The organism is Saccharothrix luteola (genome assembly GCF_020859565.1).
Lineage (GTDB): Bacteria > Actinomycetota > Actinomycetes > Mycobacteriales > Pseudonocardiaceae > Actinosynnema > Actinosynnema luteola.
Genome location: NZ_JAJHUO010000010.1, coordinates 272,298 through 285,227 on the forward strand (window position 1 = coordinate 272,298; position 12,930 = coordinate 285,227).

The window sequence follows — 12,930 nt, forward strand, 5'->3', positions numbered from 1 at the left end:
CCAGTGCAGTGGCTCACAGCGCGCGTTCTGAATCGGTTACCCGTGGGTAACCTCCGGCAACCTGCGTGGACCTCTAGAGCCCGCCACACCCGACCATCCCGAAGCCCCCATTGGGAGGGAACGCCGTGCAGAAGATCCTCGACGCGATCCTCGCGGACGAACTGGACGCGATCGGATCACTGGACGTACCGGAGAGCTACCGGGGCGTGACGGTGCACGCCGACGAGGTCAAGATGTTCGACGGCTTGGCCACCAAGGACAAGGACCCGCGCAAGTCGCTGCACGTCGACGAGGTCGCCACCCCGGAGCTCGGCCCCGGCGAGGCGCTGGTGGCCGTGATGGCGAGCGCCATCAACTACAACACCGTGTGGACCTCGATCTTCGAGCCGCTGTCCACGTTCGCGTTCCTGAAGAAGTACGGCGGCAGGCACGACCAGCCGTTCCACGTGGTCGGCTCCGACCTCGCGGGCGTGGTGCTGCGCACCGGACCGGGCGTGAACGCGTGGAAGCCGGGCGACCGGGTCGTCGCGCACTGCCTCGACGTGCAGCTGGAGCACCACGACGGGCACAGCGACACCATGCTCGACCCCGAGCAGCGCATCTGGGGCTTCGAGACCAACTACGGCGGCCTCGCCGAGATCGCGCTGGTCAAGGCCAACCAGCTGATGCCGATGCCCGCCCACCTGACGTGGGAGGAGGCGGCGTCACCCGGCCTGGTGAACTCCACCGCGTACCGGCAGCTCGTGTCCGCCAACGGCGCGAACATGAAGCAAGGCGACACCGTGCTGATCTGGGGCGCGTCCGGCGGCCTCGGCTCCTACGCGACCCAGTTCGCGCTCAACGGCGGCGCCACCCCGGTGTGCGTGGTGTCGTCGCCGGAGAAGGCCGAGATCTGCCGCCGGATGGGCGCGGAGCTGATCATCGACCGCAGCGCCGAGGGCTACAAGTTCTGGAAGGACGAGCACGAGCAGGACCCGCGCGAGTGGAAGCGGCTCGGCGCGAAGATCCGCGAGCTGACCGGCGGCGACGACCCGGACATCGTGTTCGAGCACCCCGGCCGGGAGACGTTCGGCGCGTCGGTCTACGTCACGCGCAAGGGCGGCACGATCGTGACGTGCGCGTCCACCAGCGGGTACATGCACCAGTACGACAACCGGTACCTGTGGATGCACCTCAAGCGGATCGTCGGCTCCCACTTCGCGAACTACCGGGAGGCCTGGGAGGCCAACCGGTTGGTCGCCAAGGGGAAGATCCACCCGACACTGTCCAAGGTGTACTCCATGGAGGAGACCGGGCAGGCCGCGCACGACGTGCACCGCAACGCCCACCAGGGCAAGGTGGGCGTGCTGACGCTGGCGCCGGAGGAGGGCCTGGGCGTGCGCGACCACGAGCTGCGGGCCACCCACCTGGACGCGATCAACCGTTTCCGGGGCGTCTAAAGCGAAATCACCCCCGATGTGCGGCGCTCGGGTGACCGCCGCACATCGGGAGCGGGTAGCGTGAGCGACATGGGCCTCGCCGACGACCGTGACCTCGTCCCCCTGGGATCCGGCTTCGACATCGTCAAGCGCGGGTACGACCGCGCCCAGGTCGAGGACCACCTGGAACGCCTCGACTCCGACCTGCGCCTGCTCGCGGCCGACCGGGACGCGGCGGTCTCGCAGACCAACGACCTGGCCCGCCAGCTCGAGGCGGCCCGGTCGGAGATCGCCGAGCTGCGCGGTCAGGTGGAGCGGTTGTCGCTGCCGCCGACCACGTTGGAGGGGCTGAGCGAGCGGTTGCAGCGGATGCTGCGGCTCGCGCAGGACGAGGCGAACGAGATCAAGGCGCGGGCCGAGGCCGAGGGCGGGCACATCCGCGCCAAGGCCGAGGCCGACGCGGGGGTGCTGCGCACCCGGTACGAGAACCTGATCGCCGAGCTGGACCAGCGGCGCGCCGACATGGAGGCCGAGCACCGGGGCGTGCTGGAGACGGCGCGCGCCGAGGCCGACCGGGTGGTCGGCGAGGCCCGCGCCGAGGCCGCCCGGTTGGACGAGGAGTCGCTCCAGCGCCGGACCACGGTCGAGGAGGACTTCGAGATCGCGATGGCGGCCCGGCGGGTCGAGTCGATGAAGACGCTGGCCGAGCAGGAGGCGGCGTCGAAGGGTGAGGCCGAGCGGCGGGTGCGCGAGGCGACGGAGGAAGCCGCGCGCGTGCGCGCCCAGATCGCGCAGGAGCAGGCCGCGTCGAACGCCGAGGCGCAGCGCCTGGTGCGCGAGGCGACCGAGGAGGCCAACCGGCGTCGGCACGACTCCGTCAGCGAGGCCACGGCCCGCGTGCAGGAGGCGACCGACGAGGCGAACCGCCGGGTGCGCGAGGCGACGGAGGAAGCGAACCGCCGCGTCACCCAGGCGACCCAGAAGGTGGACGCCCTCCGCCAGCTCCGCAACCGGCTGTCCCAGCAGCTGCACGCCGTGAGCTCGGCCCTGCACGACGTGACCCCCCTCTTGGACCCGCTGGAGGAGGAGCGCCCAACGCCACCACAGCAAGCCACCCCCGCACCCTCCCCCAGCGCACCTCCCGCGGGCGCACCTTCCACCGGTGCAACCGCCGCCAAGCCACCGTCCTCACCGGAGTCGGCCTCCACCCCCACCGAGGCCACCACCGGCGCCACCGCCAACCCCGCCCCGGCCTCACCCCCCGACAGCCCGACCCAAAAAATCGCGCGCCCGAACCCGAAGGCCCAAGCCAGCAAGCGCTAACCCCTCACCGCGCGAGAGTCCTACGTCCAGAACGCGCGTGTCCTACGTTCGGGACCCCTGAATTCAACGCTCAGGACGCGCGGTCAGACCCCGACCCGCCCTCGCCAGTCCAGAACAGCGGCGGCGAACGCCTCGGGTGCCTCCAGCGGCGTCAGGTGGCCGACGCCCGGCAGCTCGGCGTACTCGCCCTGCCGGAGCACCCCGGCCAGCTGGCGGGCCAACGTGGGCGGAGTGAGCGCGTCGTGCTCTCCCACCAGCACCAACGCCGGCACGTCCACCTCCGCCAGCACTCCGCCCGAATCGGGCCGCACCGCCATCGCCCGCTGCGCCCACACCACCTCCGCCGGGTCCTGGTCGAGGATCAACTCACGCACCCGCCCGACCACGGCCTCGTCCGGCGCCGGACCGAGCAGCCCGCTCACGACCGTGTCCGGCACCCAGCCGAGGCCCTCCGCCTCGACCCGTGCGGCCATCGTCAGCCGGTTCGCCCGCGCCTCCTCCGTGTCGGCGCCGGCGCGCGTGTCGGCCAGCACGAGCCCGGCCACCCGGGACGGGTCGCGCCGCAGCACGGCCATCGCCACGTACCCGCCCATGGAGCACCCTCCGAGCACCGCCCGCTCGATCCCGCGGTCGTCGAGCAACCGCAGCACGTCGTCCGCAACAGCCACCAGATCGGGTGAACGATCGCCGCCCCGCTGGTCCGGCGTGATCGGTTTCAGCAGGTCACGCACCCCGTCCCACATCCGTGAGTCGAACGGGAAGGCGTGCAGGAGGACGAGCGGAGCAGATTCCATACCCGGAATTGTCGGACCCCCGAACTAGCTTCGTCGCATGACCTCCACGCCCGAACCGGACGAGCTGCGCACCGACCGCCTCGTGCTCAGACGCGTCGGCCCCGCTGACGTGCGCGCGGCGATCGCGGTGCTGTCGGATCCGGCGACGAACCGCTTCAACCCGTCGGGGCCACCGTCGGCGGAGCGGGCGGCGAAGATGCTGGCCGAGTGGCAGCTCCACTGGGCGCACGACGGCATCGGGTACTGGGCCGTGGAGCTGCCGGAGACCGGCGAGGTCATCGGCTTCGGCGGCCTGCGGCACCACGAGCTGGACGGCGAGCGGACGTTGAACCTGTTCTACCGGTTCCGCCCCCGGCACTGGGGGCGCGGCTACGCACCGGAGATGGCGCGCGCGGCCATCGACTGGGCGGGCCGGGCGCGGCCGGACCGTCCGATCACGATCATCACCGACCCCGGCAACGCGCCCTCCCAGCGCGTCGCGGAGAAGCTGGGCTTCGCGCACGTGGGCGACAGCCGGACCGCCGAGGGTCCGGTGCTGGTCTGGCGGCGTCAGGAGGTCGCGATGGCCGTCTGATGCTGCTCGTGAGGGCCGGACCAGGTGCGCGGCAACGGCGTGGGCACCTCGGGTACGGCCGCGGACACGATCGCGTCCAGCACCTCTTCGGTGTACCCGACCATGAGGTGCTTGGCGCCGGGGAAGTCGATGACGTCCGCGGTCGGGAGCTCCGCGCCGAACCGCCGCCTGGCCTCGGCCGGCGGCAGGTAGGTGTCGAACTCGGGCACCAGGCACACCACCGGCTTGCCCGCACGCGTCCACGTCCGCAAGTGCTCGGCCTTGCTCCACCGCAGAGGAGGTGAGATCAACACGGCGCCCTCGACCACCGGCTCGCACCCGTGCATGAGTGCGAGGTCGGTGCCGAACGACCAGCCGACGAGCCACACCGAGGGCAACCCGCGCCCGACCGCGAACGCCAGGGCAGCAGCCACATCCAGCCGCTCGCCCACGGCGTGGTCGAACGCGCCCTCACTGCACCCGGCCGCACTGGCCGTGCCCCGCGTGTTGAACCTCAGCACCGCGAGGCCGGCCAGCGCGGGCAACCGCCACGCCGCCTTGCGGTAGAGGTGGGAGTCCATCATCCCGCCGTGCGTCGGCAACGGGTGCAACAACACCACGGTGGCCGACGGCTCCCGGTCGACCGGCAACGCCAACTCGCCAACCAACGCGAGCCCATCCGCCGTCCGCAACCTCACCGCTTCCCGGCGTGCCGGGAGCACGGTGTTGGCCCTGATGGGAACGTCACCACCCACGGCGACATCGTGCCACCAACCCGCCCACCCGCCGCCTCCTCACCCATCGCTTGGCCGGCAGCGACCGGGCCAGTCCGGTCTGGCCGGGCTCGGCCGGCCTGCGCTGCGCTGCGCTGCACTGGGCCGGGCCGGGTTCAGCCGCGCTGGGGCTGGCTGCGGCTCCGCGGGGCAAGACGCGGCATCGCTGACTGGGCTGAGCCCGCGCGCCCGCCTCGGCTGGGCTGGGCACGGCTGGGCTGGGCACGGCTGGGCTGGGCACGGCGGGACTGGGACCGGCCGGATCTGGGACCGGCCGGATCTGGGACCGGCTCGCTGGGCGCGGCTCGGCGGGACAGGGCTCGGCGGGACAGGGCCGGCGCGGCTGGGTTGAGCCCGCGCGGCTGAGCGCAGCTGGCCTGGGCGAAGCTGGCCGGGCAGGGCTCGGCGCCGGCGGGACCCGCGCGGCGAGGTTAAGCCCGCGCGGCTGGGCTCGGCGGTGCGGTGCGGTGCGGTGCGGTGATTGTGTCGCCAGGCTTGTGGCGCGAGTCAGCCGGCCAGCCGGGCCCACCCAGCCGTCCGGCCATCCCGCCGTCGCCGTCCATCCCGCCGTCGCCGCTCATCCCCCATCCCCGTCCATCCGGCCGTTCGCCGTCCGTCCGGCGGTCCTGCCGTCTATCAGCGCAGCCCGCCCGTCAGCACAGAGCGTTACCAGCGGCGGGTGGTGGGGCCTCGGCGGCGGCGGGAGGTCCAGCAGCCCTGGTGCCAGTGGCGGCGGTCTTCTACCGAGCCGTAGTCGCCGGCGGGCCAGGCGACGATGTGCGGGGTGCCCGGGCGGATCTCGTAGTCGCAACCTGGGCAGCGGTAGGTCTTGGTCGTGGCGTTGCCGGAGACGGTGCGCACCAGCCACTCGCCGTCCGAGGCGCTTTCCGCGCGTGCCCAACCGTGCCCACCGATGGGTGAGGGCTCGTCAGGGCGTTGCGGGCGGTTACGACGTGGCACGAGAAGCGAGGGTATCCGGGCTCGCCCTGGGTGATCGCCTACGGTCCACTGGGTGAGCAAGTGGCAACGGGTCGTATTAACCCTTCTCCTGATGACCGAAGTGGCCGTGACCCTCGTGCCGGTGGTGCGCGGGCTGCTCTTCGAACCCTCCTTGCCGGACATCGTCGCCGGTGACGGGGGCCGGCCGGTCCTCCAGGAGGGGGACGTGCCGGTCGGCCAGCCGCGCGGGCTCCGACAGGGCGTCCTGCTGGGCACGACGATGTTGATGCTGGTCACGGCACTGTCGGCGTTGGCACCGGTGTGGTTGCGGTCCAGTTCACGGATGTGGGTGGCGACGTTCGCCGGCACCCACTTGGCCGCCGTCGGCCTGGGTTGGGTGCACGGCCTGCCGCTGTTGACCCTGCTCGCCGCGGTGTCAGCAGTTGGGGTGCCCTTGCTGGTGCTCGCCCCGCCGCGCCAGGGAGAATGAGCGACGTGCCAACCTACGAATTCCGTTGCAAGGCGTGCGGCTCGACCTTCGACGTGAAGCGCTCGATGGACGAGGCCTCCGCGCCCGCGCCGTGCCCGAACGGCCACGACGACACCGTGAAGCTGCTCTCCATGGCCGGTCTGGGCGGCAAAGCCAACGCGCCCGCCGGTGGCGGTGGGGGCGGGTGCTGCGGCGGCGGCTGCTGCAGCTGACCCGGTCGGCCCCACGGCCAGTTGCCCAGGCCCGGCTCCAGTCCAGGTGCGGGTCGGGCGCGGGTGCGGGCTCAAGCCCAGGTCCTGAGCCGAGCCAGGTCCTGGTCCGAGCCGAGCCGAGCAAGGGCCCGCACCCGCACCAAGCGAACCAGCGGTCACCGGAGCAAGCAGCACGCGCTGCAGCACGCCGAACGCGACTCAGAGGGTCGGTTCCTTCTCCAGCAGCACCTCGGCCACCTTCTTGCCCTGGTCGCAGATCGCACCGAACCGCGCCGACCCGTCGATCACGATGATCCCGAGCCCACCACCAGCGTAGTCCATCACCAGCACGCACGACGGCTGCACGGACGTGTCCGTCGTCCGGTCGAAGTAGGTCACCTTCCGGTCACCCAGGTCGAACTCGCCGTTGTTCTGCTCCAACGTGATCGACCGCCCCTCGCGGAACCGCAAGGTCACGCCCACGTCCAGCGAGCCGACCGACGTCTGCCACTTGCACGACTGGTCGAACTCCGAGTCGTAACCGGTCTCCGTCGGCTCGGCGTCCTTGTCCGGCACCTCGTAGGGCAGGTCCTTCCACCCGATCAACGCGCAGATGTCACCGACGTCCCCGCTCGGCTCACCGGACGGGTCCGCGGACCCCGTCGGCGTGCGCGGGGCCGACGTGAACGGCGGGTCGACGTCGAGCAACTGCTCCGCCACCGGGGTGCCGTTGACCGTGTACGCGCAGGCGCTCGTCAGACCGAACGCCGCCACCAGGAGCGAGATCACCACACGCCGCATGGTGACCACGATGCCAAACGCCGAAACCCGACACGCCATCAGCCCGCACAACGTGCCCCTCAGGACACGTAGTCGCGGAAACCCTTGCCCGTCTTGCGCCCCAGCCGCCCGGCCTTCACCAGGTGCTCCAACAGCGGCGCGGGAGCGAAACCGGCCTCGCGGAACTCCAGGTACAGGCTCCGCTCGATGGCCAGCGACACGTCCAGCCCGACCACGTCCAGCAGCTCGAACGGCCCCATCGGCAACGAGCAGCCGACCTTCATCGCGTTGTCGATGTCGTCGGCGACCGCGTAGTGCGCCTCCAGCATCTTCACCGCGTCGTTCAGGTACGGGAACAGCAGCGCGTTCACGATGAACCCGGCGCGGTCGCCGCAGTGCACCGGCACCTTGCCCAGGTCGAGGCACACCCGGCGCGCCGTGGCCACGACATCGGCCGACGTCGAGATCGTCTCCACGACCTCCACCAGCTTCATCACCTGCGCCGGGTTGAAGAAGTGCAACCCGACGACGTCACCGGGACGGGCGGTCGCCGCGGCGCACTCGATCACCGGCAGCGAGGACGTCGTGGTCGCCAGCACCGCACCCGGCTTGCACACCTCGTCCAGCGCCTCGAACACCGCCTTCTTGATCGCCAACTCCTCGGCCACCGCTTCGACCACCAGGTCGCAGTCGGCCAAGCCCGCGAAGTCGACGACCGGCGTCACCCTGCCCAGCGCGGCGTCCCGGTCCTCCGCCGACAACCTGCCCCGCGAGACCGCCTTCTCCAACGACTTGCGCACCTTGCCCACCGCCGCGTCGGCCTTCTCCTCCGAACGCGCCCGCAGCACCACGTCGTACCCGCGCTTGGCGAACACCTCGACGATCCCCGTGGCCATGGTCCCGGTGCCGATCACACCGACCCGCTGCACCTCACGCGTCGCCTCACCCTCCGCCGAAGCGACCGGCGTGAGCACGTCCGGCACGACGACCGGTGAGTCCGGCCCGTCGTAGGTGTAGAAGCCGCGCCCGCTCTTGCGCCCCAGCAACCCCGCCGTGATCATCTGCTTCAGCAACGGCGCCGGCGCGTGCAGCCGGTTGCGCGACTGGTGGTACATCGTGTCCAGGATCTCGTACGCCGTGTCCAGCCCGATCAGGTCGAGCACGGCCAGGGGACCCATGGGGTAGCCGCACCCGTACCGCATGGCCGCGTCGAGGTCTTCCCTTGTCGCGTAACGGGATTCGTACATCCGCACCGCGTGGTTGAGGTACCCGAACAGCAGCGCGTTGGCGATGAACCCCGCCCGGTCCCCGATGACGACAGGCGACTTGCCCAGCCCTTCGGCGAACGCGACCACGTCGGTCACCACGTCCGGCTCGGTGACGACCGTGCGGATCACCTCGACCAGCTTCAACACCGGCGCGGGGTTGAAGAAGTGCAGGCCGACGACCTTGCCCGGCCGTCCGGTGTGGACACCGATCTCGGTGATCGACAGCGACGAGGTGTTCGACGCGAACACCACGTCCGGACCGCAGATCCGGTCCAGCTCCTCGAACACGGCGGCCTTGAGCTCCATCCGCTCCGGCACCGCTTCGATCACCAGGTCGACACCGGCCAGCGCGTCCAACGACGTGGCGTAGGAGATGCGGGCCAACGTTGCGTCACGCTCGTCCGACGACAACTTGCCGCCCGCCACCGCGCGGTCCGTCGAGTGGTCCAGGTGGCCGCGACCGCGAGCCAGACCCGCCTCGTCCACGTCGACCGCCACCACGGTGATGCCGGTCCGGGCGAGGACTTCGGCGATACCGGCGCCCATCGTGCCGAGACCGACGACACCGACCGTGTTGAACTGGCGCGTCACTGTTGACCTCCCACTCACCGGAGTGGCTACCGGACGGTAACTTGACCGCGACTATCCCACGGCCGTCACGCATCGTTCGCGTGAGCTTCACCATCCGTATCGAGCAAGTAATCGGTCCAGGCGCGTCTCAACAGCTCATTCGTCGAACCGCCGCGCGGCCAGTTCCTCCACCCTCCGCACGGCTTCCGCCGCGTCGACGCCCGAAGCCACCACCTCCACCCGCGCACCGCCCGGCGCGCCCAACCCCATCAACGCCAGCACGCTCTTGGCGTCGGCCGAGTCCGCCCCGAACCGCACCGCCACCGACGCGTCCAACGAGTCCAACGCCCGCACCACCAACGCCGCCGGCCGCGCGTGCAACCCCACCGAGTTCGTCAACTCCACGTCCGCCCGCACGACCTCCCCGTCCGCGACCGACGCCATCGACGCCGCCGACGCCGACACCGACGAGACGGTCCCGGCACTCGACGCCGCCGCGGCCACCTCCGCCAACCCGGCCCCGCCCTGCGCCCGGACCGCCGCCGCCACCGCACCCTCGACCAACGGCGCGTCCACCACGACGACCGACCCTTCCGCCTCCTCAGCGGCCATGTCGGCCACCATCTTCGCGCTGCCGAGATCGAACAGGACCACCACTCCAGACCCGGAATCGGCCTGCGCGATGGCCTCCCCCACGGCCACGTAATCCGTGCCCAGGCCGCCCGCACCGTCACCACCGGACGGCACGATCGCCACCCTCGGGGCCATCTGCCCGGCCAACTCGGCCACGCCCGCGGCCAACTGCCGGCTGTGCGACACCACGACGAGCCCGATCACCGCGCCCTCCCCGCCAACGTCCGCAACAACAACGCCGTCGACCGCGCGCCGGGGTCCAGGTGCCCGGCACTGCGCTCACCCAGGTACGACGCACGGCCCTTCCGCGCCACCATCGGCACCGTGGAGTCGGCGCCCAGCTCGGCCGCGCCGGCCGCCGCCTCCAACACCTCCGCCACCCCGCCGCCGGTCGCCGCCACCGACTCCGCGGCGGCCACCGCGGGCGTCAGCGCGTCCACCATCGTCTTGTCGCCCAACTCCGCCTTCCCCCGCGCCACCACCCCCTCCAACGCCGCCCGCAACGCCGCCGCCACCGCCGCACCGTCCACCGAAGCGACATCGCCCACCGACGTCGCCGCGCGCAGGAACGCCGTCCCGTACAACGGCCCCGCGGCACCGCCCACCGTCGAGATCAACGTCGTGGCCGCCAACCTCAGCACCCCGCCGGGCGACGACGGCACGTCGTCCAGTTTGGACTCCAACGCCCTGAACCCCCGGGCCATGTTCTCGCCGTGGTCGCCGTCGCCGATCTCGCGGTCCAACCGGATCAACTCCTCGCGGTGCTCGACCACGACCGCCGCCACCGCCCGCATCGCCTCCGCGACCGACTCCGCCGTGCAGTCCATCAGACGCCCCACCGCAGCGCCGGGGTGTGCACGGGCGCGTCCCACAACTCGACCATCTCGTCGTCCAGCTTCAACACCGTCAAGCTCATCCCCTGCATCTCCAGACTGGTGACGTACGGCCCGACCAACCGCCGTGCCACGACGATCCCCCGTTCCGCCAACAACCGCTCCGCGATCCCGTGCGCCAAGTACAACTCGATCAGCGGCGTCCCGCCCATCGAGTTCGTGAACAGCAGCACCCGGTCGCCCTCTTCGAACGGCAGGTCCTCCAGCACCGGGTCGAGCAGGGCCCGCACCATCTCGTCCGCCGACCCCACCGCCACCCGACGACGCCCCGGCTCACCGTGGATCCCGATCCCCAGCTCCATCTCGTCGTCGGCCAGCGTGAACGACGGCTCGCCCGCGTGCGGCACCGTGCAGGCCGTCAACGCCAACCCCATCGACCGCACCTGCCCGACGACCCGCCGCGCCAACGCCTCGCAGCCGTCCAGGTCGACCCCTCGTTCCGCCGCGGCCCCGACGATCTTCTCCAGCAGGACCGTCCCACCGACACCACGCCGCCCGGCCGTGTACAGCGAGTCCTTCACCGCGACGTCGTCGTCGATGACAACCGTGCGAACGTCCACACCGTCAGCCGCCGCCAGCTCGCCGGCGGTCTCGAAGTTGAGCACGTCACCCGTGTAGTTCTTCACGATCAACAACGCACCCGCGCCACCATCGGTCCGCGCCACGGCCGCCGCCACCTGATCGGGTGTGGGCGAGGTGAACACCGCGCCGGGACAGGCCGCGTCGAGCATCCCCCGCCCGACGAACCCGCCGTGCAACGGCTCGTGCCCGGAACCCCCGCCCGAGATGACGGCCACCTTCCGCGACACCGGCGCGTCCGCCCGCAACACCACCGCCGGGTCGTACTGGACCTCCAGCAGGTCGGCGTGCGCGAGCGCCATCCCGCGCAACGCGTCGACCACCACGGTCGCCGGATCGTTGATGATCTTCTTCACGGGTGGACCTCCCGATCGACGCTGATCACCCCATTACTACTCCACCGCGAGCGGCCCCGAAAGCGGAAGCTACGGTGAGGCCACCCTAAGAACAGCAGGTCAGTGACCTGGAGTAGTGGAGGAACCCCGGAGTGTCGAACACCAGGATCGCGGCGCTGCTGGCAGCCGCCCTCACCCTCGCCGCGTGCGGCCAGACCGAGACGCCCGCGGACAAACCCGCGGTGGCCCAGGGCGGTTCGGAGTTCGGCAAGGCGGGCGAGAAGAGCGCCGGCTTCGGCACCGACGCCCAGCCCGGCCAGTTCCCCCGCACCATCAAGCACGCCATGGGCGAGACCGTGATCGAGAAGCGCCCGGAACGCGTCGTCGTCCTCGACGGCGGCGAGCTGGACAACGTCGTCGCCCTGGGCATCAAGCCGGTCGGCGTCGCCTACCCGGACGGCGCGCCCACCATGCCCGGCTACATCGGTGACAGGGCGGGCAACCCGGAGAACGTCGGCGGCATCACCAGCCTCAACCTGGAGACGATCGCCAAGCTCCAGCCCGACCTCATCATCGGCTCCCAACTGCGCGCCGAGCAGCAGTACCCGAAGCTCTCGGAAATCGCACCGACCGTCTTCGCCGCTCGCCCCGGCTACACGTGGAAGGAGAACTTCCGCCTGAACGCCGCCGCCCTCGACCGCTCCACCGAGGCCGAGAAGCTCATCAGCGACTACGAGGCCCACGCCAAGCGGGTCGGCGAGACCATCGAGTCCAAGGCGGGCAAGCGCCCAACGGTCACCATGCTCCGCTTCATGCCGGGCAAGATCAGGCTCTACGCCAAGAAGAGCTTCATCGGCACGATCCTGATCGACGCGGGCATCCCCCAACCCCAAGCCAGCCAGGTGGACGACCTCGCCGTCGAGGTGAGCACCGAACAAATCGCCCAAGCGGACGCCGACTGGATCCTCATCGGCACCTACGGCGACCAAACCAAGACGGCCCAAGCCCAAGTCCTGGGCGGCCCCCTGTGGCAAACCCTGACCGCCGTCAAATCGGCCCACGCCAAGCCCGTCCCCGACGAAACCTGGTTCCTGGGCCTGGGCGTCCTCGCCGCCGAAGAAGTCCTCACCGACCTCGAACAAACCCTCGCGCCGTAACCCCGAACCACCCCGCCCGCCCTCAACCAACCCCACCCACAACGGACCCGCAGCCCACCCACCTAGGCCCGATTTGACATGGGTTCGTCCGGCCTGGGGTGCCCGTGAGGGCCCCATGTGGCGGGTTCCAGTAGTCGTCGCAACACCTGGGTTGTTCGGGGGTTGTGGTGTTCGGGATCCGTGGGGATCGGTCGCCTCAGGGGCGTAGGAAGCTGGACGCGGAGCGTCGGGCCT

The 12,930-nt window shown here is 71.1% G+C and carries 14 protein-coding genes; 6 read left to right on the forward strand and 8 right to left on the reverse strand.

Going from position 1 to position 12,930, the window contains the following annotated elements; genetic code table 11:
• The first annotated feature begins 125 nt into the window (after positions 1–125).
• Both ccrA and LNK82_RS16530 read left to right on the forward strand, forming a co-directional pair.
• A complete protein-coding gene (gene ccrA, locus LNK82_RS16525) occupies positions 126–1,439 on the forward strand; it encodes a crotonyl-CoA carboxylase/reductase (RefSeq protein ID WP_230567866.1) in 1,314 nt (437 codons plus the stop codon).
• Between the two features lie 69 nt (positions 1,440–1,508).
• Complete coding sequence (locus tag LNK82_RS16530; protein ID WP_230567887.1) at positions 1,509–2,741, forward strand: coiled-coil domain-containing protein; 1,233 nt, start codon at positions 1,509–1,511, stop codon at positions 2,739–2,741.
• Positions 2,742–2,824: 83 nt separating this feature from the next.
• Here LNK82_RS16530 and LNK82_RS16535 read toward each other — a convergent pair whose 3' ends face one another.
• Positions 2,825–3,535, reverse strand: a complete 711-nt coding sequence (locus LNK82_RS16535; RefSeq protein WP_230567867.1) for an alpha/beta fold hydrolase — start codon at positions 3,533–3,535, stop codon at positions 2,825–2,827.
• Positions 3,536–3,572: 37 nt separating this feature from the next.
• Between LNK82_RS16535 and LNK82_RS16540 the strand changes: the two genes are divergently transcribed.
• Complete coding sequence (locus LNK82_RS16540) at positions 3,573–4,109, forward strand: GNAT family N-acetyltransferase (RefSeq protein WP_230567868.1); 537 nt, start codon at positions 3,573–3,575, stop codon at positions 4,107–4,109.
• Here the strand turns inward: LNK82_RS16540 and LNK82_RS16545 are convergent.
• Both LNK82_RS16545 and LNK82_RS16550 read right to left on the reverse strand, forming a co-directional pair.
• Entirely contained in the window at positions 4,085–4,843 is a 759-nt protein-coding gene (locus tag LNK82_RS16545; RefSeq protein ID WP_230567869.1) for an alpha/beta hydrolase, read from the reverse strand. The genes LNK82_RS16540 and LNK82_RS16545 overlap by 25 nt on opposite strands.
• 684 nt (positions 4,844–5,527) lie before the next feature.
• Entirely contained in the window at positions 5,528–5,821 is a 294-nt protein-coding gene (locus LNK82_RS16550; protein ID WP_230567870.1) for an Rv1322 family protein, read from the reverse strand.
• A gap of 91 nt (positions 5,822–5,912) precedes the next feature.
• On the opposite strand from LNK82_RS16550, the gene LNK82_RS16555 reads away from it, so the two are divergent.
• On the forward strand, positions 5,913–6,290 hold the full coding sequence (locus LNK82_RS16555; protein ID WP_230567871.1) for a hypothetical protein: 378 nt from the start codon (positions 5,913–5,915) through the stop codon (positions 6,288–6,290).
• Positions 6,291–6,295: 5 nt separating this feature from the next.
• Complete coding sequence (locus tag LNK82_RS16560; RefSeq protein ID WP_230567872.1) at positions 6,296–6,502, forward strand: FmdB family zinc ribbon protein; 207 nt, start codon at positions 6,296–6,298, stop codon at positions 6,500–6,502.
• 198 nt (positions 6,503–6,700) lie between these two features.
• On the opposite strand, the gene LNK82_RS16565 is transcribed toward LNK82_RS16560, so the two are convergent.
• The 5 genes from LNK82_RS16565 to dhaK form a co-directional block, all read right to left on the reverse strand.
• Positions 6,701–7,282 carry a DUF3558 family protein gene (locus tag LNK82_RS16565; RefSeq protein WP_230567873.1) on the reverse strand — a complete coding sequence of 194 codons (582 nt, stop codon included), beginning with the start codon at positions 7,280–7,282 and terminating at the stop codon, positions 6,701–6,703.
• Between the two features lie 59 nt (positions 7,283–7,341).
• Positions 7,342–9,120: a 3-hydroxyacyl-CoA dehydrogenase family protein gene (locus LNK82_RS16570; RefSeq protein ID WP_230567874.1), complete on the reverse strand. Its 1,779-nt coding sequence runs from the start codon at positions 9,118–9,120 to the stop codon at positions 7,342–7,344.
• Between the two features lie 135 nt (positions 9,121–9,255).
• Positions 9,256–9,936, reverse strand: coding sequence for a dihydroxyacetone kinase phosphoryl donor subunit DhaM (gene dhaM / locus LNK82_RS16575; RefSeq protein WP_230567875.1), 681 nt, complete (start codon positions 9,934–9,936; stop codon positions 9,256–9,258).
• Entirely contained in the window at positions 9,933–10,559 is a 627-nt protein-coding gene (dhaL, locus tag LNK82_RS16580; protein WP_230567876.1) for a dihydroxyacetone kinase subunit DhaL, read from the reverse strand. The genes dhaM and dhaL overlap by 4 nt, the downstream gene beginning before the upstream one ends.
• The gene (gene dhaK, locus LNK82_RS16585) at positions 10,559–11,560 is read right to left on the reverse strand and encodes a dihydroxyacetone kinase subunit DhaK (protein WP_230567877.1); all 1,002 of its coding nucleotides are present in this window, start codon (positions 11,558–11,560) and stop codon (positions 10,559–10,561) included. The genes dhaL and dhaK overlap by 1 nt, the downstream gene beginning before the upstream one ends.
• 131 nt (positions 11,561–11,691) lie before the next feature.
• Here dhaK and LNK82_RS16590 point away from each other — a divergent pair, with 131 nt between their 5' ends.
• Positions 11,692–12,696 carry an ABC transporter substrate-binding protein gene (locus LNK82_RS16590; RefSeq protein WP_230567878.1) on the forward strand — a complete coding sequence of 335 codons (1,005 nt, stop codon included), beginning with the start codon at positions 11,692–11,694 and terminating at the stop codon, positions 12,694–12,696.
• Positions 12,697–12,930: the final 234 nt, after the last annotated feature.